At 66.2% G+C, this 18,061-nt stretch carries 20 protein-coding genes; 3 read left to right on the top strand and 17 right to left on the bottom strand.

Annotated elements, in window-relative coordinates; genetic code table 11:
• Positions 1-17 precede the first annotated feature (17 nt).
• Complete coding sequence (gene radA, locus ACSLGO_RS03725; RefSeq protein WP_091600777.1) at positions 18-1,385, top strand: DNA repair protein RadA; 1,368 nt, start codon at positions 18-20, stop codon at positions 1,383-1,385.
• 153 nt (positions 1,386-1,538) lie between these two features.
• Positions 1,539-2,615 (top strand): DNA integrity scanning diadenylate cyclase DisA, encoded by a 1,077-nt coding sequence (gene disA, locus ACSLGO_RS03720; protein ID WP_091600778.1) that lies wholly within the window; start codon positions 1,539-1,541, stop codon positions 2,613-2,615.
• Between the two features lie 11 nt (positions 2,616-2,626).
• Here the strand turns inward: disA and ACSLGO_RS03715 are convergent, their stop codons facing one another.
• Positions 2,627-3,337 carry a hypothetical protein gene (locus ACSLGO_RS03715; RefSeq protein WP_436399954.1) on the bottom strand — a complete coding sequence of 237 codons (711 nt, stop codon included), beginning with the start codon at positions 3,335-3,337 and terminating at the stop codon, positions 2,627-2,629.
• An 86-nt stretch (positions 3,338-3,423) separates the two neighbouring features.
• Here ACSLGO_RS03715 and ACSLGO_RS03710 point away from each other — a divergent pair, with 86 nt between their 5' ends.
• Complete coding sequence (locus tag ACSLGO_RS03710) at positions 3,424-4,368, top strand: A/G-specific adenine glycosylase (RefSeq protein ID WP_436399952.1); 945 nt, start codon at positions 3,424-3,426, stop codon at positions 4,366-4,368.
• Between the two features lie 18 nt (positions 4,369-4,386).
• Here the strand turns inward: ACSLGO_RS03710 and dhaM are convergent, their stop codons facing one another.
• The 16 genes from dhaM to folB all read right to left on the bottom strand — a co-directional run bounded on the left by dhaM (position 4,387) and on the right by folB (position 18,061).
• Complete coding sequence (gene dhaM, locus ACSLGO_RS03705) at positions 4,387-5,118, bottom strand: dihydroxyacetone kinase phosphoryl donor subunit DhaM (protein WP_325786143.1); 732 nt, start codon at positions 5,116-5,118, stop codon at positions 4,387-4,389.
• On the bottom strand, positions 5,115-5,756 hold the full coding sequence (dhaL, locus tag ACSLGO_RS03700) for a dihydroxyacetone kinase subunit DhaL (protein WP_091600782.1): 642 nt from the start codon (positions 5,754-5,756) through the stop codon (positions 5,115-5,117). Before dhaL ends, dhaM begins: the two co-directional genes overlap by 4 nt.
• A 2-nt stretch (positions 5,757-5,758) precedes the next feature.
• A complete protein-coding gene (gene dhaK, locus ACSLGO_RS03695; RefSeq protein WP_436399950.1) occupies positions 5,759-6,760 on the bottom strand; it encodes a dihydroxyacetone kinase subunit DhaK in 1,002 nt (333 codons plus the stop codon).
• Between the two features lie 236 nt (positions 6,761-6,996).
• On the bottom strand, positions 6,997-7,173 hold the full coding sequence (locus ACSLGO_RS03690; protein WP_091600784.1) for a CsbD family protein: 177 nt from the start codon (positions 7,171-7,173) through the stop codon (positions 6,997-6,999).
• A gap of 144 nt (positions 7,174-7,317) precedes the next feature.
• Positions 7,318-7,848, bottom strand: a complete 531-nt coding sequence (locus ACSLGO_RS03685) for an amino-acid N-acetyltransferase (RefSeq protein WP_091600785.1) — start codon at positions 7,846-7,848, stop codon at positions 7,318-7,320.
• A 135-nt stretch (positions 7,849-7,983) separates the two neighbouring features.
• Positions 7,984-10,497 carry an ATP-dependent Clp protease ATP-binding subunit gene (locus tag ACSLGO_RS03680; protein ID WP_091600786.1) on the bottom strand — a complete coding sequence of 838 codons (2,514 nt, stop codon included), beginning with the start codon at positions 10,495-10,497 and terminating at the stop codon, positions 7,984-7,986.
• A 94-nt stretch (positions 10,498-10,591) separates the two neighbouring features.
• Positions 10,592-10,918: a histone-like nucleoid-structuring protein Lsr2 gene (locus tag ACSLGO_RS03675; RefSeq protein ID WP_091600787.1), complete on the bottom strand. Its 327-nt coding sequence runs from the start codon at positions 10,916-10,918 to the stop codon at positions 10,592-10,594.
• 107 nt (positions 10,919-11,025) lie between these two features.
• Positions 11,026-11,217 carry a hypothetical protein gene (locus ACSLGO_RS03670; protein ID WP_091600788.1) on the bottom strand — a complete coding sequence of 64 codons (192 nt, stop codon included), beginning with the start codon at positions 11,215-11,217 and terminating at the stop codon, positions 11,026-11,028.
• A gap of 3 nt (positions 11,218-11,220) precedes the next feature.
• Positions 11,221-12,675 (bottom strand): lysine--tRNA ligase, encoded by a 1,455-nt coding sequence (gene lysS, locus ACSLGO_RS03665; RefSeq protein ID WP_091601485.1) that lies wholly within the window; start codon positions 12,673-12,675, stop codon positions 11,221-11,223.
• A 121-nt stretch (positions 12,676-12,796) separates the two neighbouring features.
• Entirely contained in the window at positions 12,797-13,672 is an 876-nt protein-coding gene (panC, locus tag ACSLGO_RS03660) for a pantoate--beta-alanine ligase (RefSeq protein WP_436399948.1), read from the bottom strand.
• An 11-nt stretch (positions 13,673-13,683) separates the two neighbouring features.
• Positions 13,684-14,592: a Rossmann-like and DUF2520 domain-containing protein gene (locus ACSLGO_RS03655; RefSeq protein ID WP_263127967.1), complete on the bottom strand. Its 909-nt coding sequence runs from the start codon at positions 14,590-14,592 to the stop codon at positions 13,684-13,686.
• Positions 14,579-16,183 (bottom strand): PH domain-containing protein, encoded by a 1,605-nt coding sequence (locus ACSLGO_RS03650; protein ID WP_263127966.1) that lies wholly within the window; start codon positions 16,181-16,183, stop codon positions 14,579-14,581. The genes ACSLGO_RS03655 and ACSLGO_RS03650 overlap by 14 nt, the downstream gene beginning before the upstream one ends.
• The gene (locus tag ACSLGO_RS03645) at positions 16,180-16,692 is read right to left on the bottom strand and encodes a PH domain-containing protein (RefSeq protein ID WP_091600791.1); all 513 of its coding nucleotides are present in this window, start codon (positions 16,690-16,692) and stop codon (positions 16,180-16,182) included. Before ACSLGO_RS03645 ends, ACSLGO_RS03650 begins: the two co-directional genes overlap by 4 nt.
• The gene (locus ACSLGO_RS03640; RefSeq protein ID WP_263127965.1) at positions 16,685-17,170 is read right to left on the bottom strand and encodes a DUF3180 domain-containing protein; all 486 of its coding nucleotides are present in this window, start codon (positions 17,168-17,170) and stop codon (positions 16,685-16,687) included. Before ACSLGO_RS03640 ends, ACSLGO_RS03645 begins: the two co-directional genes overlap by 8 nt.
• Positions 17,171-17,177: 7 nt before the next feature.
• Positions 17,178-17,672 carry a 2-amino-4-hydroxy-6-hydroxymethyldihydropteridine diphosphokinase gene (folK, locus tag ACSLGO_RS03635; RefSeq protein WP_325786147.1) on the bottom strand — a complete coding sequence of 165 codons (495 nt, stop codon included), beginning with the start codon at positions 17,670-17,672 and terminating at the stop codon, positions 17,178-17,180.
• The gene (folB, locus tag ACSLGO_RS03630; RefSeq protein WP_263127964.1) at positions 17,669-18,061 is read right to left on the bottom strand and encodes a dihydroneopterin aldolase; all 393 of its coding nucleotides are present in this window, start codon (positions 18,059-18,061) and stop codon (positions 17,669-17,671) included. The genes folK and folB overlap by 4 nt, the downstream gene beginning before the upstream one ends.

The following is an 18,061-nucleotide window of genomic DNA, read 5'->3' as shown; positions in this document are numbered from 1 at the left end:
GCAGATAGCCTGTTGGCATGGCAACAAAGACTTCCCGGGCGAAAACCGCCAACTACCGCTGCACTGAGTGCGGGTGGACTGCCGTCAAGTGGGTTGGCCGCTGCGGCGAGTGCCAGGCCTGGGGCACCGTCGAGGAGGCCGGAGAGGTCCTGGCCCGCACTACCCCGGCTTCAGTGGTGGCACGTCCTGCGCAGCTGATCGCCGACGTCGATGCCACAACTGCCGCTTACCAGCCCACCGGCGTGGGGGAGCTGGACCGGGTCCTGGGCGGCGGGCTGGTCCCCGGCGCCGTGATCCTGCTGGCCGGCGAACCGGGCGTGGGCAAATCCACCCTCCTGCTCGACGTCGCCGCCCGCGTTGCCGGGCAGGGCCGGGACGTGCTGTACGTGACGGGCGAGGAATCCACCGCCCAGGTCAAGCTGCGTGCGGAACGCATCGGCGCCGTCTCCTCCAGCCTCTACCTCAGTGCCGAAACCGATCTGGGCCAGGCGCTCGGCCAGGTGGAACAGGTGAAGCCCGCCCTGCTGATCGTGGACTCGGTGCAGACCCTCAGCAGCACCGCTGTGGACGGGAGCGCCGGCGGCGTCAGCCAGGTTCGGGAAGTCGCGGCGTCGCTCATCAACGCCGCCAAGACACGTAACATGACAACCCTGCTTGTGGGGCATGTGACCAAGGACGGTTCAATCGCCGGCCCGCGGCTGCTGGAACACCTGGTGGACGTTGTCTGCCAGTTCGACGGGGACAGGCACTCCAGGCTGCGGCTGGTCCGCGCGGTGAAGAACCGCTACGGACCCACTGACGAGGTTGGCTGCTTCGACCTCACCGAGGACGGCATCGAAGGCCTGGCTGATCCGTCCGGCCTGTTTGTCTCCCGGACCAAGGAACCGGTCTCCGGCACCTGCATTACCGTGACGCTGGAAGGGCGGCGCCCCCTGGTGGCGGAGGTCCAGGCCCTGCTGGCGGAGACCGGCAACGCACAGGCACGGCGCGCCACCAGCGGACTCGATTCGTCCAGGGTGGCAATGCTGCTGGCGGTCCTGCAGCAGCGGGCCTCCATGAACCTCGCCAAGGATGACAGCTATGTGGCAACAGTGGGCGGCGTGAAGCTCACCGAACCCGCCACGGACCTTGCCGTAGCCCTGGCGGTCGCATCCGCCAAAATGAACAAGCCCCTGCCTGCACGCCTGATCGCCTTTGGCGAGGTGGGCCTGGCTGGAGAGGTGCGTCCCATCCCCGGAATTGCCCGCCGGGTCCAGGAAGCTGAGCGCCTGGGATTCAGCCACGCTGTGGTGCCTGCGTCCCCGAACGGTCCCGGCCAGGTGCCGCCCGGGTTCAAGGTCCGGGAAGTCTCCACCCTTTCCGAGGCCCTCGAGCTCCTGTTCTAGGGCGCGTCCCGCTCCGGTTATGTCATTGGGGCTGTCATACTCCGGGAACTGAAGTGGCAGATGGGTATGGATTGCCCACTACTATGGGGAAGTGTCTGCGCAAATCCACGCCCAGAACGCCCCGTGGGCCGGAGTGGCCGGAAGGAAGTGACCATGCCTCGCACCCCCGAGGACGCGCTTAAGGCAACCCTTGCAAGGGTTGCTCCGGGAACTGCGCTGCGCGACGGTTTGGAGCGTATCCTCCGCGGCCGCACGGGCGCACTTATTGTCCTGGGGTTCGACCGCACAGTTGATTCGATCTGCTCCGGCGGGTTCGACATCGGCATTGAGTTCTCCTCCACCCGCCTGCGCGAACTGGCCAAGATGGACGGTGCGATCGTCTGCGACAAGGACGGCGCCAACATTCTCCGCGCTGCCGTCCAGCTGGTCCCTGACCACACCATCGAGACGCACGAATCAGGCACACGCCACCGGACCGCTGAGCGGGTGGCCATCCAGACCGGCTTCCCGGTGATCTCCGTGAGCCAGTCCATGCAAATCATCCAGCTTTACGTCGGTGGCCTCCGCCATGTCCTGGAGGGATCCGAGCCGGTGCTGGCCCGCGCCAACCAGGCTCTCGCCACGCTGGAGCGGTACCGCACCCGGCTGGACCAGGTCACCAATTCGCTCTCCGCCCTGGAAATCGAAGCCATGGTCACCGTCCGCGACGTAGCTGTCACCCTCCAGCGCCAGGAAATGGTGCGCCGCATCTCCGAGGAAATCGCACAGTACGTCCTGGAACTCGGCGTCGACGGCCGGCTTCTGTCCCTCCAGCTGGAGGAGCTGACCACCGGTCTCGGTCCGGGCAGCGAAATGATCGTGCGGGACTACGCGGACATCGGCGGAACCCCGGGCAACGTGGACGAACAGATCGCTACCCTGCAGGGCCTGAGCTCCTCCGACATGGTGGACCTGGGCAAGATCGCCGCCGTGGTTGGCTTCCAGCCCGGGCAGGATTCCCTCGAAGCCGTGGTCCAGCCGCGCGGATACCGCCTGCTGAGCAACATCAAGAGCGTCCCTCCGGCCGTCTCCAACCGCCTTGTGGACCACTTCGGCGGGCTGCAGAACCTCATGGCCGCGAACATCGAAGACCTGATGCAGGTGGACGGAATCGGCGAACAGCGTGCCCGCACCGTTCGTGAAGGCCTCTCCCGGATCGCCGAGACCAGCCTGCTCGACCGGTTTATGTAGCCCGCTGGCGGCTAATCCAGCTGGAAGACAGCCTTTTCGCTGGTAGCCTCGCCCAGCCTCGCCGTATAGACGTACCAGCCTGGGTTGGGGTTGCTGGCCACCGCCGCGCAGCCGGGTGCGGAGCGGAGCCGTTCCCAGGTGAAGTTCGCCTTCTCGGTTGCTCCCGGCTCGAACTCCTTGAGCAGGTCCTCCGCTCCGTCCTGGCAGTCCGCTGAAGAGAAGATCCGATCCGATCCTGAGGTGACGATGAATTCCATCTGCGTGGTGCCAACGTTGATCTTGCACGGCTCGGTGCCGGTGTTGGTCACTGCGAGGGTCAGCAGTGGATTGGATCCTGCGGCGTAGGCTGCGGCATCCGTGGCAGCCTCCACCTTCACAGCCGACGGCGGGCAGATGCCCTCGTCCGCCGGTTTGGCTTCGCCTGTTGCTTTGGGTGAGCTGCCGGGCGTCCCTTCAGCTTCCGCGGACGGACCGGGAGTGCTGTCCGGTGCGGTCTGGAAGGGTTCGGAGGCAGTCGCGTCCTCCTTGCCGCCGGAGAGCGTTGCGGCAACGACCACTCCCGCCCAGGCCAGGGCACCCAGTACTGCCAGTACCAGCAGGGCCAGGACAATCCTGCGGCGGCGGTAGACGGCTTGGCTCGGCTTCCGGGGGCTGCCCGGCCCCCGGCCGGAGACACCGCTGGTTTTTTGCCCCGCACTGCTCCGGGGTCCGTTTGCCGCCATGGGTTAAGGCTATGAACCCTGCCCCGGATTACGGCGCACACCACGCCGGTCAGTAGAGTATTGCTGGTCATTACCGAGGGAGATGCATGGAACCGGAGCACACGCGGACGCTGCACGCACGCATCATTTCCTGGTTCTCGGAGCACGCCCGTGACCTTCCCTGGCGGCATTCGGACTGTTCACCCTGGGGCGTCCTGGTGAGTGAAGTGATGCTGCAGCAGACTCCGGTGGTTCGGGTCCTTCCGGTCTGGCAGGAGTGGATGCAACGCTGGCCGGAGCCCGCCAGCCTGGCCGCCGAGCCGAGCGGTGAAGCAGTCCGGGCCTGGGGCCGCCTGGGCTATCCCCGCCGGGCACTGCGGCTGCACGCTGCGGCAGGAGAGATCGCGGCCAGCCACGGCGGGAAAGTGCCGGACACGCACGCCGCCCTGCTCGAGCTGCCGGGAGTAGGTGACTATACGGCTGCTGCGGTAGCGTCCTTCGCCTTTGGACGCCGCGAGACCGTGGTGGACACCAACATCCGCCGGGTCCATGCCCGGCTGGTGACCGGGGACGCACTGCCCTCCCAGTCGCTGACCGCCGCGGAGAAGAAGCATGCTGTTGCCCTCCTGCCCCGGGACGACGCCGAGTCCGTGGCGTGGAACGCCTCGGTCATGGAACTCGGAGCGCTCGTCTGCACGGCACGTTCCCCCCGCTGCGGCGAATGTCCGGTCCTGGATGACTGCGCGTGGGTCCGGGCCGGCCGTCCTGAGCCGCACTACGTCCCCAAGGGGCAGGCATGGCACGGCACCGACCGGCAGGTCCGCGGAGCCATGATGGCCGTGCTGCGCCAGGCGGACGGGCCGGTGCTGCGTGAACTGCTGCTGACCGGCCCGGTGGACCTGGTGGCACCTGAGGCCGGTGCCGAACTGGCGCCGCTGGCTGCACTGCACGCCCTGTCCGCCTCACAGGAGCAGCTCGAACGCGCGCTTCAGGGACTGCTCCGCGACGGCTTGGCCGAGGCCACAGATTCAGGTGTGCGCCTGCCTGCCTGAGGCTTGCCCGGGCGCCCGCTAGATCTCCCCGAACCCGTTGCGTACTTCCAGACCCAGCATCTCCACGGCCCGTGCCGCGTCCGGCCCATGGGCGGAAACGGTCAGCGTATCGCCGGCTTTCAGGCCCAGCGTCATGAGCATCATGACGGACTTACCGTCCACCCCGTTGATGGTGATGTCCGCGTCCAGGTCCGCCATGGCCTGCGCGACGGCGGCTGCCGGACGGGCGTGCAGGCCCATCGGGTTGACGAGCTCCCAGGAAGCCTCGTGCACGCCGTCGTCATCCTGGTCTATGTCATCAAGGGTGTCCGTAGGCGCAGGCACCGACCCACCCCCTGCCGGGGCGGGTGCCGTCCTGCCGGCACCCAGGGTGGCCGTTACGGCCTCAGCGTCGCGGATCACGGCCGCCAGGTCCTGATCCGTCTGGGCAGCGACGGCTGCGGCAACGGCACCCTCCACCAGCGGTGCGTCTGCGAGCCTCACCTTCTCCCGCTGGCCTGGATCCAGGAATTCAAGCGCCATTTCCGCGGTCATCACCGCTGACCCCAGGTCCGCCAGGATCGCCGCTCCGGCACCGCCGTCGGCCTGGGCGATTCCAGCCTGGACCTTCTCCAAGCTGGTGCCAATCCCGCCGTCGTCAGTGCCTCCGGCAGTGATGATCGCAACGTCGGGAGCCATTTGTCCGGCCAGTTCGGCGAGCCCTTCCGCAAGCTTGGCGCTGTGGGAGACGATGACCAGCCCTACCTTCATGCCTGCTCCGAGGCCGCGCGGGCAGCTGCCTGCAGGATCAAGGTTGTCGACGCCGCCCCCGGATCCAGGTGCCCGGCGCTGCGTTCGCCGAGGTAGCTGGCCCGGCCCTTGCGCGCCACCAGCGGCTCCGTTCCGGCGAGGCCTCCCTCGGCTGCATTGGCTGCCGCAGAGAGCGTCGCAGCGGCGTCGGACCCTGCTCCGGCGGCTGTTTCGGCTGCCTCCACGGCCGGGGTGAAGGCGTCAACCATGGTCTTGTCTCCAGGCTCGGCCTTGCCGCGGCTGACTATGCCGTCCCGTGCCGCAGCCAGGAAGGCAACGATGTCTCCGGCGTCCAGGACCTCCTTGCCGGAGACTGCGGCGGAACCACGCAGGAAGGCGGTGCCGTAAAGCGGGCCTGCGGCTCCTCCGACCTTTGACATCAGGGTCATGGCGGCGAGCTTGAACACGTCCGCCGGTGTGCCCGGAGTTCCGTCGGCGTCCAGCTTTTCAACGATGGCGGTGAATCCCCGGTCCATGTTCTCGCCATGGTCCGCGTCGCCTATGGCCCGGTCCAGGTCAATCAGGCGCTGCCGGTTCTCATCCATCGACGCTGCGGCATCCCGCATCCACTGATCTGCCCACTGTGCGTTCAATTCCATGCCTAGGCTCCCCACCGCAGGGCCGCGGTATGAACCGGCGAATCCCACAAATTGATCATTTCGTCATCGAGTTTGAGCACCGTGATGGAGGCGCCCTGCATTTCCAGGGCGGTGATGTAGTTGCCCACGAGGGAGCGCTCAACGTGCAGCCCCCGGTCAGCCAGCAGCTTGGCTGCATGCCGGTAGACGATGTAGAGCTCGCTGAGGGGCGTGCCGCCCATGCCGTTGACGAACAGGAGCACCCGCTCTCCGCTGCCGGCACCGAGGTCGGAGAGGATGGGTTCAAGGAGCTGGTCCGTAATGGCGTCAGCCGGAGCCATGGGCATGCGGCGCCGGCCGGGTTCGCCGTGAATTCCCACACCCAGCTCAATCTCGTTCTCGGCGAGGTCGAAGCTCGGCTCTCCGGCATGCGGAACCGTGCAGGCGCTCAGGGCTACTCCCATGGACCGAACGCCGGTGTTGACCCGTTCAGCCAGGCTGGTCACGGCGTCGAGAGAATCCCCCCGCTCGGCCGCGGCGCCGGCAATGCGTTCCACCAGCACGGTTCCGCCCACGCCGCGCCGCCCGGCGGTGTACAGCGAGTCTTCCACTGCGACGTCGTCATTCACCACCACCGACTTCACGTCGATCCCCTCGGCCTGGGCAAGCTCCGCCGCCGTTTCGAAGTTCAGGATGTCCCCGGTGTAGTTCTTCACGATCAGCAGGACCCCGGCGCCCGAATCCGTGTTGGTAATGGCCGGGAGGATCTGGTCCGGAGTCGGTGAGGTGAAGACCGCGCCGGGCACGGCAGCGTCCAGCATTCCGCGTCCCACGTACCCGGAGTGCAGCGGCTCGTGTCCGCTTCCGCCGCCGGACACCAGGGACACTTTCCCTGAAACCGGGGCATCCCGGCGGGTCACGTATGCGGGGTCCGCGTGGACCTTGACCAGATCGTGGTGGGCCATGCCGAATCCTTCCAGGGATTCGGCCACCACGGCGCGCGGATCATTGATGAGTTTTTTCATGCCTGACGCTCCTTTGCCCGGAGGCTCCACTGCGCTGGAACGGGCCCCGTCGCCCGCTCTCCTGAGTGAGCCAACCCTACCCCTGCCGGGGTGGGCCTGCACAGGCTTGAAGCGTGCCCTTAACGCACTGAAGGAAGGGCCGGATTGGCCCTTCCTTCAGTGGTTCCCCGGCCAGCAGTGACAACAGCGGCCCGGGAGTCCGGGTGTCCTTCGGGCCTCAGCGGCCCGGCGTGGATTTACTTACCCTTGAAAGCGTCCTTGACGTGCTCGCCGGCCTGCTTCATGTTGGCCTTTGCCTGGTCGCCCTGGCCGTCAGCTTCCATGCTGTGGTCGCCGGTGACCTTGCCGACGCCTTCCTTGATCTTGCCGCCGAGCTCTTCGCCCTTGTTCTGCATCTTGTCGTCTGCACCCATATCCGGCACCCGCTTTCTGATCGGCCGGGGAGCCACCCAAATAAGCGTTCCGCCTGTTGGATAACCCGTCCGGCATTTCTTGATGCTAAGTACCCTTACTGTACCGTTTTCAGGTGCCGTTCTCCAGTAGGGCTGAAAATTCACCTATGCGCGAACATCCCGGATCATGCGGGTATTGCCCAGCGTGTTCGGTTTTACCCGGGCAAGGTCAAGGAATTCGGCAACCCCTTCATCATGTGAACGCAGGAGTTCCGAGTAGACCTCCGGGTCCACTGCGCTCTGGCTTTCCATGACGGTGAATCCGTGGCGCTTAAAGAAATCGACCTCGAAGGTCAGGCAAAAGACGCGGGAGACACCAATTTCGGCGGCATCCGCAAGCAGCTGGTCCAGGAGGGCGTGTCCGACGCCGCGGCCTTTCCAGTCCGGGTGGGCAGCCAGGGTGCGGACCTCCGCGAGGTCTTCCCACATGACGTGGAGGGCCCCGCAGCCAATAACCCTGCCATCGGCGTCCTCGGCAATCCTGAATTCCTGCAGGCCCTCGTAATAGGCGACGGTCTCCTTTGCCACCAGGACACGCTCCTCGGCCAGCGGGGCCACCAGGTCCCGGATGTGGCGGACATCGGAGGTGCGGGCCCGGCGGATGGTGAACGTTGCCTTCTGTGCGGTTGCAGTCATTGGTTCAGTCTAGGACTTTTGGTGGTTCTGCCTGTCTTCGGCGGAACTGAATGAAATGAACCGCAAACGCAAAGGGAGCCCCCGGTTTCCCGGAGGCTCCCTCTATTCAGTGCATTGCTGCACCGCTATTGCTGTCTACTGTCCGTCGCCTACACCGGCTTCGATGGCCGACGGGGCTTCTTCGATGGCACGCGGGGCGCCGTGTCCGGTGAAGGTGAACTTTGCGTCGTCACCCTCGCCTTCTACGTCCACCGAGACCGTTTCCCCGGGCTTGAGGTCCCCGAAGAGGATCTTCTCGGAAAGCTGGTCCTCGATCTCGCGCTGCATGGTGCGGCGCAGCGGCCGGGCGCCCATGGCGGGGTCGTATCCGCGGGTAGCCAGCAGCACCTTGGCAGCGGGGGTGAGCTCGATGCTCATACCCTTCTCCGCAAGGCGCTTGCCGAGGCGCTCCAGGAACAGATCCACAATCTGGACGATCTCTTCCTGGGTCAGCTGCGGGAACACCACGGTGTCATCGACACGGTTGAGGAACTCGGGGCGGAAGTGCTGGCGCAGCTCCTCCGTGACCCGTGCCCGCATCCGGTCGTAGCCGGTCTTGGTGTCCGTACCGGACTGGAAGCCGGTCATGACGCCCTTGGAGATGTCCTTGGTGCCAAGGTTGGTCGTCATGATGATGATGGTGTTCTTGAAGTCCACCACCCGGCCCTGGGAGTCGGTCAGGCGGCCGTCTTCGAGGATCTGCAGCAGGGAGTTGAACAGGTCCGCGTGGGCCTTCTCAACTTCGTCGAACAGAACCACGGAGAACGGGCGGCGGCGGACCTTCTCGGTCAGCTGCCCGCCTTCTTCGTAGCCCACGTATCCGGGAGGGGCACCAAACAGCCGTGAGACCGTGTGCTTCTCGGAGTACTCGGACATGTCCAGGGTGATCAGGGCTTCTTCGTCACCGAAGAGGAACTCTGCCAGTGCCTTGGCCAGCTCAGTCTTACCAACACCGGTGGGACCGGCGAAGATGAAGGAACCGCCCGGACGCTTGGGATCCTTCAGGCCGGCACGCGTACGGCGCATGGCCTGCGAGATCGACTTGATGGCCTCGTCCTGGCCGATGACCCGCTTGTGCAGTTCATCTTCCATCTTGAGCAGCCGCGTGGACTCTTCCTCGTTCAGCTTCACCACGGGGATGCCGGTGGAGTTGGCGAGGACTTCAGCAATCAGTTCCTCGTCCACCTCGGCAATGTCATCCAGGCCGCCGGACTTCCACTGGCGCTCCTTCTCCGCACGCTGGTCCTGGAGCTTCTGCTCCTTGTCCCGCAGGGAGGCAGCACCTTCGAAGTCCTGCGCGTCAATCGCGGATTCCTTCTCCATCTTCAGGGCGGAGATGCGCTCGTCGATTTCCTTCAGCTCCGGCGGAGCTGTCATTCGGCGGATACGCAGGCGGGCACCGGCCTCATCGATCAGGTCGATTGCCTTGTCCGGCAGGAAACGGTCGCTGATGTAGCGCTCGGCGAGGGTTGCTGCCGAAGCCAGCGCGGCGTCCGTGATGGACACGCGGTGGTGTGCTTCGTAGCGGTCCCGCAGGCCCTTGAGGATTTCGATCGCGTGGGCAACGGAAGGTTCGTTGACCTGGATCGGCTGGAAGCGGCGCTCAAGCGCTGCGTCCTTCTCAATGTGCTTGCGGTACTCGTCCAGCGTGGTGGCACCGATGGTCTGCAGTTCACCGCGGGCCAGCATCGGCTTCAGGATGGACGCTGCGTCGATGGCGCCTTCAGCGGCACCGGCGCCCACAAGGGTGTGGATCTCGTCAATGAAGAGGATGATGTCGCCGCGGGTGCGGATTTCCTTCAGGACCTTCTTGAGGCGTTCCTCAAAGTCACCGCGGTAACGCGAACCGGCCACGAGCGAGCCGAGGTCAAGGGTGTAAAGCTGCTTGTCCTTGATGGTCTCAGGGACATCGCCGCGGACAATCGCCTGGGCAAGGCCTTCGACGACGGCGGTCTTGCCGACGCCGGGCTCGCCAATCAGGACGGGGTTGTTCTTGGTGCGGCGGGACAGCACCTGCATGACCCGTTCCATCTCGTGTTCACGGCCGATGACCGGATCAAGCTTGCCTTCACGCGCTGCCTGTGTGAGGTTGCGGCCGAACTGGTCCAGAACGACCGATCCTGCGGGCTGGCCTTCCTGCTGCTGGCCACCGGCGGAGACGGGCTCCTTGCCCTGGTAGCCGGAGAGCAGCTGGATGACCTGCTGGCGGACACGGTTCAGGTCTGCGCCGAGCTTGACGAGGACCTGGGCTGCAACGCCCTCACCTTCACGGATGAGGCCCAGCAGGATGTGCTCGGTTCCGATGTAGTTGTGCCCCAGCTGCAGCGCTTCGCGCAGTGAGAGCTCAAGTACCTTCTTGGCCCGCGGGGTAAAGGGGATGTGGCCGGACGGGGCCTGCTGGCCCTGGCCGATGATCTCCTGCACCTGTTCGCGGACGGCACCCAGGGAAATGCTTAGGGATTCAAGGGCCTTAGCGGCAACGCCTTCACCCTCATGAATGAGCCCAAGCAGGATGTGCTCGGTGCCGATGTAGTTGTGGTTGAGCATGCGTGCCTCTTCTTGGGCAAGCACGACAACGCGACGGGCACGGTCGGTAAATCTTTCAAACATGAGGCACACTCCTAGCTAACGCGTAATTCGATGCTACGGCGGTTACTGCCGCTTAAGGGGCGTGTTCGCCATGGGCGTGACCTCCGGGGGCGTATTAGCCCTGGGCGGCGCGGTAGGCCTCGATGATCTCGCTGTTCACGCGGCCGCGCTCGGAAACGGTGTAGCCGTTGCTGCGTGCCCATTCACGGATCTGTGCTGCTTCATTGCTGCGGGAAGTACCCGTGCCGCGGGGGCGGCCGGTGCGTCCTCCGGTCTTGCGGCCGGCATCAACATACTGCTTAAGCGCCGCACGCAGGTTCTTCGCATTGTCATTGGAGAGGTCGATCTCGTACTGTGACCCATCCAGCCCAAAACGCACGGTTTCATCGGCACTTCCGCCGTCGAGGTCGTCTACCAGAATAATTTTTACCTTTTGCGCCATGACGGGGCTCCTATGCATGAAGTGGCGGAATGCTGTTTATTTCGAGACCACTTCGAGTATGGCGCAATTGGTAATCTCCCGTCAAAGCAGGAGGGCGTTTTCTTTAGTTATTCTTTATCCGCCGGACCGGCAGGGTCTATTTTGGCTCCGGTTTCCGGCTGAACATTCTGATCGGCTTCGCGTTCTGCCTCAGCAAGGGCTTTTCGCTCGGACCGGTCCGCGTTCAACACTGCCTTCATCACGAAATAAAAGAGAGCAGCGACACATATTGAGGGCAGGAGTACTTCCACATATTCCATGTTCTAACCCATTTCAGGCTTTAGGAGGGGGAACAGAATTGTTTCCCTGATTCCGGCGTTCGTGAAAAGCATCACCAGACGGTCGATACCCAGGCCAATGCCGCCCATGGGCGGCGCACCGTACTCCAGGGCCCGGAGGAAGTCTTCATCCAGTGCCATGGCTTCGTCATCACCGGCAGCAGCCTTGCGTGACTGCTCGGTCAGCCGCTCCCGCTGGATAACCGGGTCAATGAGCTCGGAGAATGCCGTGCCGCGCTCCATTCCTCCGATAATCAGGTCCCAGGCCTCAATCAGGCGGGGATCTTTCCGGTGCGGGCGGGCCAGCGGCTGGGCCGACGGCGGGTAGTCGCACACGAACGTGGGCTGCAGCAGCGTCGGTTCGACGATTTCGCCGAAGAGTTCAATGACCAGCTTCTCCGCATCCCACTTGGGATCCACCTTCACGCCGTGCTTCTCCGCTACCGCGCGCAGCGTCTCGGCATCGGTATCCGGAGTGATTTCCTGGCCAACTGCCTCGGACAGGCCGGGGTACACCGAAAGCCAGCGCCATTCGCCGTCGAGGTCAATGGTGCCGGCCGGGGTTTCGATCTGCCGGCTGCCCGCGGCGTCCGCAGCGTTGAGGATAATCTCCTTGATGCGGTCCGCCATGACGTACTGGTCGGCGTACGCCTCGTAGCATTCGAGGGTGGTGAATTCGGGGCTGTGGGTGGAATCAACGCCTTCGTTGCGGAAGATCCGTCCCAGCTCGTAAACACGCTCGATACCGCCGACGACGGCGCGCTTGAGGTAAAGCTCGGTAGCGATGCGCAGGGTCATCGGCTGGTCGAAGGCGTTCAGGTGCGTCTCGAAGGGACGCGCAGCGGCGCCTCCGTGGATCAGCTGGAGCATCGGAGTCTCCACTTCCACGTAGCCGTGGCCGTGCAGGGTGTCACGGACGGCGCGGATGATCGCGGCCCGCTTGTAGACCATGTCCCGGGCCTCGTCGCGGACCATCAGGTCCACGTAGCGCTGGCGGACCCGGGTTTCCTCATTCAGGTCAGCGTGCAGCACCGGCAGCGGGCGCAGTGCCTTCGAAGCCATCGACCAGGAATCGGCCATGACCGAGAGCTCCCCGCGGCGTGAAGAGATGACCTCGCCACGGATGAAGACGTGGTCCCCCAGGTCCACGGAGGCCTTCCAGTCGGCGAGTGCTTCCTCCCCGATGGAGGCCAGGGACAGCATGGCCTGGAGGCGGGTGCCGTTCCCTTCCTGGAGGGTGGCGAAGCAGAGCTTGCCGGTGTTGCGGATGAACACCACGCGGCCGGTGACTCCCACGGTCTCACCGCTGGTCTCGTCAGCCTGCAGGTGGCCGAACTTGTCCCGGACCTGGCGGAGCGAGTGGGTACGCTCGACGCCGACGGGGTAGGCTTCCTGCCCCCGCTCAAGCAGCTTGGCGCGCTTTTCCGCACGGATGCGCATCTGCTCGGAGGAATCTGCTGCTTCGGGAACGACGTTAGAGGAGGTCACGGTTCTTAAGTCTACCCAGCCCCGTCAAAGCCGCGGACGGCGTGCCGTCCCGCAGCGGCCCAGGACATGCAGCTCAGCCGTGCAGTTCAGCGTTGTCGATAAGCCGGATTCCGCCCACCCGGGCGGCCACCAGTGCCAGGGCAGGTCCGGAGAGAACGTCCTGCACTCCTGCCGGGACCGGTTCAAGAGTGAGCGGATCGACAACTTCGAAGTAGTCCAGTTCAACACCGGGGGTTGCCGACACGAGTGCGGCGGCGGACGGCAGGTCCAGCGGACGGCGGCTGGAGGCATTCTCCTGCAGCCGGCCCAGGGCACGGGAAAGCACCAGGGCGCTGCGCCGGTCCGCTTCGCTGAGGAAGACATTCCGGCTGGACTCGGCGAGCCCGTCAGCGGCCCGCACGATGGGAACCGGATAGATCTGGACCGGGAAGTTGAGGTCCGCCGCCATGCGGCGGATCAAAGCCACCTGCTGAGCGTCCTTCTGCCCGAAGTAGGCGCGGAACTCGGCGGGCACGGCCGGCTGGACGCAGTGGAACAGTTTGGCCACCACGGTGAGTACGCCGTCAAAGTGTCCCGGGCGGGAGGCGCCTTCGAAGCGGGTTCCCAGGCCGCCGGAGCTGACCCGGACCAGCGGGAGTCCGCCGGGGTACATGGTTGCCTCGCTCGGCGCGAACACCAGGTCCACTCCGGCCTGTCCCAGCAGGTCAAGGTCCGCGTCCAGGGTCCGCGGGTACCGGGCCAGGTCTGCGGGATCGTCGAACTGCAGCGGGTTCACGAAGATGCTGGCAACCACTACGTCGTTGCCAGCCCGCGCGGCCTGCGCGAGAGCTGCATGCCCTGAGTGGAGGGCTCCCATGGTGGGAACCAGACCGAGGGCCGGACGGTCCTTGCCGGTGGCTTCCAGGAGTTCCGTGACGGCTTTGCTGAGTTCTGCGGGGGTTGTTGCCAACCGGGGGTGGTTCACCGGGGTCCTTCGGGGTTGGAATTAAGTACTTCAATAATTCTCTCCCCCTGCGCAGGTGTCAGCAGACCGCGCTCAACAGCACGGCGGGCGGTGGCCGCTGAGAGCGCCTGGTAGGCCTGCGCCATATCCGGTGCGGCGTCGCGTCCCAGGGCGCGGGTGTGGGCCTGAACGGTGCCTGTGTCTCCGCGGGCCACGGGGCCGGTCAGGGCGTGTTCGCCCGAGGCCAGCGCGTTTTCGAGCGAGGCACGCATCAAAGGGCCCAGCAGCCGGGCCGGCTGGTCAACGCCGAGGCCCTGCAGCAGTTCAGAAGACTGGGCCGCTATGGTCACCAGGTGATTGGAGGCGTGGGCAAGCGCGGCGTGGTAAAGCTCACGGTCGCCTTCATCGATAACCACGGGTTCGGCACCCATTTCAACCACCAGGGCCTGCGCGATCGGCAGCACCGCGGTGGGAGCCGTGACGCCGAAGGAGCAGTCGGCCAGGCGTGTGAGGTCCAGGCTGAGGCCGGTGAAGGTCATGGCCGGGTGCAGTGCCAGCGGAATCGCTCCTGCCTGCCGTGCCGGTTCCAGGACAGCGGTGCCGAAGCGGCCTGAGGTGTGCGCCACGAGCTGCCCGGCCTGCCAGGCTCCCGTTGCCGCCAGTCCGGACACGAGCGGCGGCAGGGCGTCGTCGGGCACTGCCAGCAGCACCAGCTCGGAACGCTCAATGATGTCCGGGATTTCAAGCACCGGAACGCCGGGGAGCAGGTTCTCCGCGCGTTCCCGGCTGGCTTCGGATACGGCCGAAACGCCGACGACGGCGTGTTCGGCCGCGCGGAGGGCCGCACCGAGGACCGCTCCCACCTTGCCTGCGCCGATGACGCCGATTCCCAGCCGGCCGCGCCGGCGCTGATCAGCGGTGTTCATTCCAGTTCTCCTCCATCTGTGGTCCGGCGGCCTGCGGCTTCCGTTCCGGTTCCGCACCCGCAGCCTGTGCTGGCTCCGGCGCTGCCTGGGGCACCGCCGGGCCGGTGGCGGTTTCGCGGTGCAGCCAGCGTTCGGTTCGGTCCCGGCGGCGGGCGTCCGCAGCCCGGACGGATTGTTCGGTGAAGAGTTCCAGCAGCACAGCCTGGTCCAGCTGCCTGATCCGCGGCGCAACCGGACCGGGTGTCGAGTGCAGCCGCAGGTCAGCGATCCGCAGGCGGCGTGCCAGCGGGCCCTGTTCCAGCGCCATGGACTGGATGCGCTCGTGCGGAACCACCGTGAGGCTGCGCCACAGCCGGCCGGTACGGCTAAGCAGCGCCGTTCCGGTGAGCGCATAACCGCTGCGCCGCCACTGCAGAGGTGCAACCCAGCGCGCCCGGCGGGGCGACGTGGTGAACCCGTGTTCCGGGCCGCTGCCCCGGAGCCCGGCGGTGAACAGCCCCACCGGATCTTCGGTGCCGGGGTTGGGCAGGACGAGGGCCAGGATCTGCAGGGTCTCGTCCAGGGTTCCGGCGGGCAGCAGGCGGGTGCGTGCTCCGTCAGAGCCCGGCGATGCCCCGTAGCCTGCCACATTAACGGAAATCCGGTACCAGCCGGTGGGCCGCCAGAGCAGGGGCTGCGTGACGGACACGGCCTGGATCCGGCCCGGGGGCACCGTCTGGGTGCGGGTGTCCAGGAGTCCGTAACGGATGCGGACGCCGTCCCGGGAAACCGCGGCGCGGAAGTTCCAGGCGGTGCTGAGCATGGACCAGTAGCCGCTGGCGACTGCCAGGCCCACCGGAATGAAGACGGCCAGGGAGACACCTTCGCCGGTAATGACCGTCAGGGTCACGACGGCGATGATGCCCAGCAGCAGGACAACGGTGTTTCCGGAGAGCAGCGCCGCACCGATGACCCGTCCTGGGCGGAGGGCGAGGATGGGGTACTCCGGGGCTTCGGCTGCCGTCCGGGCAGGTGCCGCTGCGGCGTCCGGATGGCCGGCGGTGTCCGCCGCCGCGTGCTCCTCGCCGGTGGCGGCCTGGGCTCCGGAGGCGCGTTCCAGGATGGTGGCGCGCAGTTCGCGGGCGTGGTCCATGCGCAGGTAGGCCAGGCGCACTGCCGATTCACCGGCGTCGGCCACCTCAAACCGGAGTTCGCCCAGTCCGAAGAGCCGTGCCAGCAGCGGCTGGTTGATGTCGATTGCCTGCACCCGGTCCAGGCGTGCCTGACGGTGCTGGCGGAACAGGACCCCGGACCGGACCCGGACGTGGTCCCCGCTCACCTGGTACCGGGTGAACCACCAGGACAGGAAGAACACGACGCCGATGGCCAGGATGAGGACTGCCAGCCCGATGACGGCCCAGATCAGCGGGGTGCCGTCGGGCAGCGGCCCGCCGGGCCGCTCACGCAGGAAGAACGCCTCGACCGAGTCCCGGCCCAGGAAGTACGCCACGGCGGCCAGCGCGATCCAGCCCCGCACGAGCGGGGAGACCGGGTGGACCCGCTTCCAGTCTGCTTCCGCGGAACGGGCTGCGTCCGGTTCCTGCCCGCTCACAGTCCCGCCAGCTGCGCCTCGCCGCGCGCAGAGAGATGTTCCCGCAGCCTTGCGCCCTCAGCGGCGGGAAGCCCCGGGATGGTTGCGTTGGTGGTTTGGGAGGCCGTATGTAGTTTGAGGGTGCACAGGCCGAAGAGGCGTTCCATCGGTCCCACGGCGACGTCCACGTACTGCATGCGGCCGTAGGGAACCACGAGGGTGCGCTGGAAGAAGATGCCGGAGCGCAGCAGCAGGTCCTCGTTGCGTTCGGCGTAGCCGATGGCCCGTACCTGCCGGGGTACCAGGATGGCCCGCCAGATGAACCCGGCCAGGAACACGGCCGGCAGCCCCCAGGCGAGCCAGGCCGGGAAGCCGGACCAGATGCCCAGGCTGTGCAGGATGAGCGGAATGCTGGCCAGGGCAAGGGTGATGACGGCTTCAACTGCCAGGGACAGCAGCCGCAGCGTCAGGTAGCGCTCAGAGACCCGCTGCCAGTTCAGGCCCTGCGGATCTATGGCCTGGTTACGCATACTCTCCCCCGCTGTTGTTGTCTTCGCCGCCGTCTTTGTCCTCCGGCGGGAGCTTGCAGAACCGCTCCACCACCAGTCCGGTGGCTATCATGATCATCCCGCCGACGGTCATGGCAAGTGAAGCCCAGGTGGGGGCATGGTTGGGGCGCATTTCCCACAGCCGCACCTGGTCCAGGAAGATCCCGCCGTGCCAGCCGAGCAGCAGCGCACCTGCGTACGCAGTGGCCTGCGCCAGGACCAGCGTCCGGGCGGCGGCAATGGGGTCCAGGGGCTTCTCCCGCTCACCGTTGCGCCAGCGCCGCACGCGCAGGCCGAGGAAGAGGGTGAAGCCCACAATGAAGGCAAGAGTGAGAAGGGCGGTGAAGTTCAGTACCGGCGCCGGAAAACCGTTGCGCGTGGCCCAGGCGTTCACCTGCCAGCCGGCAATGCCAAACGCCACGGCCGTGACCGCAAGCCAGCGGTACCGGATGCTCCTCACGTGATACTCACTCCCCCTCGAAGAGTTCGACACCGGACAGGTCGGCAGCGCGGGCAGCCAGGTTGGCCACCGGAACTCCTTCCAGCCTGGCGTCCGGATCCATCCAGGCCCAGGGCTGGAGCACAAACGCCCGCTCCGCCGCCCGCGGATGGGGCACCGTCAGGACCTCGTCATTGATCCGGCTGGAGCCGTAGGTGATGATGTCGACGTCGAGCGTCCGCGGCCCCCAGCGCACCTCACGCGTGCGGTGGTGCCGGTTTTCAATGTCATGGCAATGGTCCAGCAGGGCATGGGCGTCCAGGGTGGTTTCGAACTCGGCCACCAGGTTGAGGTAGTCCGGCTGGCCTGCCGGTCCGCCTACGGGAGCCGTACGCGCCACGGGTGAAACAGCCACGAGCTTCATACCCGGGTGGTCTGCCAGGGCGGCCACCGCATCAGCCAGCGTGCTGCGGGATTCCCCGAGGTTGCTGCCCAGTGCGAGGATGGTGCGCACGGCATTCATGCGCGTTCCCGGTGGATCTGGATTTCGACGTCGCCGAAGGGCACGGTGATGGGTGCGTGGGGTTTATGCACGGTGACGTCCACGGCCTCCACCACGCCGAAACCGGCCAGCACATGGTCAGCGATCCGCTCGGCGAGGGTTTCGATCAGGTTCACCGGTTCCCCGGCAATCAGGGCGCAGACCTGCTCGGCAAGCTCACCGTAGTGCGCCGTCAGGGTCAGGTCGTCAGCGGCAGCGGCCGGGCGCAGGTCCGTGTACAGGACCAGGTCCACCGTGAATTCCTGGCCGTCCCGCCGCTCATGGTCGAAGACTCCGTGGTAGCCGGTTGCCTTCAGCCCGGACAGGCGGATCCGGTCGCGGACGGGCACCGGGGTCGCCGGGGAAGCCAC

The organism is Arthrobacter sp. IK3, assembly GCF_051337705.1.
In the GTDB taxonomy this organism is placed as follows: Bacteria; Actinomycetota; Actinomycetes; order Actinomycetales; family Micrococcaceae; genus Arthrobacter_B; species Arthrobacter_B koreensis.
This window is presented reverse-complemented; position numbering and strand designations above follow the sequence as displayed.

Excerpts from the sequence above, each read along its gene's own strand:
- ACSLGO_RS03690 (WP_091600784.1), bottom strand. The coding sequence starts at position 7,173 with ATGGGTGCAGACGACAAGATGCAGAACAAGGGCGAAGAGCTCGGCGGC.
- ACSLGO_RS03645 (WP_091600791.1), bottom strand. The coding sequence starts at position 16,692 with ATGCGTAACCAGGCCATAGATCCGCAGGGCCTGAACTGGCAGCGGGTC.
- ACSLGO_RS03680 (WP_091600786.1), bottom strand. The coding sequence starts at position 10,497 with ATGTTTGAAAGATTTACCGACCGTGCCCGTCGCGTTGTCGTGCTTGCC.
- ACSLGO_RS03715 (WP_436399954.1), bottom strand. The coding sequence starts at position 3,337 with ATGGCGGCAAACGGACCCCGGAGCAGTGCGGGGCAAAAAACCAGCGGT.
- ACSLGO_RS03685 (WP_091600785.1), bottom strand. The coding sequence starts at position 7,848 with ATGACTGCAACCGCACAGAAGGCAACGTTCACCATCCGCCGGGCCCGC.
- ACSLGO_RS03675 (WP_091600787.1), bottom strand. The coding sequence starts at position 10,918 with ATGGCGCAAAAGGTAAAAATTATTCTGGTAGACGACCTCGACGGCGGA.
- dhaM (WP_325786143.1), bottom strand. The coding sequence starts at position 5,118 with ATGAAGGTAGGGCTGGTCATCGTCTCCCACAGCGCCAAGCTTGCGGAA.
- ACSLGO_RS03710 (WP_436399952.1), top strand. The coding sequence starts at position 3,424 with ATGGAACCGGAGCACACGCGGACGCTGCACGCACGCATCATTTCCTGG.
- lysS (WP_091601485.1), bottom strand. The coding sequence starts at position 12,675 with ATGCGCATCCGTGCGGAAAAGCGCGCCAAGCTGCTTGAGCGGGGGCAG.
- folK (WP_325786147.1), bottom strand. The coding sequence starts at position 17,672 with ATGAATGCCGTGCGCACCATCCTCGCACTGGGCAGCAACCTCGGGGAA.
- disA (WP_091600778.1), top strand. The coding sequence starts at position 1,539 with ATGCCTCGCACCCCCGAGGACGCGCTTAAGGCAACCCTTGCAAGGGTT.
- ACSLGO_RS03670 (WP_091600788.1), bottom strand. The coding sequence starts at position 11,217 with ATGGAATATGTGGAAGTACTCCTGCCCTCAATATGTGTCGCTGCTCTC.
- dhaL (WP_091600782.1), bottom strand. The coding sequence starts at position 5,756 with ATGGAATTGAACGCACAGTGGGCAGATCAGTGGATGCGGGATGCCGCA.
- dhaK (WP_436399950.1), bottom strand. The coding sequence starts at position 6,760 with ATGAAAAAACTCATCAATGATCCGCGCGCCGTGGTGGCCGAATCCCTG.
- ACSLGO_RS03655 (WP_263127967.1), bottom strand. The coding sequence starts at position 14,592 with ATGAACACCGCTGATCAGCGCCGGCGCGGCCGGCTGGGAATCGGCGTC.
- radA (WP_091600777.1), top strand. The coding sequence starts at position 18 with ATGGCAACAAAGACTTCCCGGGCGAAAACCGCCAACTACCGCTGCACT.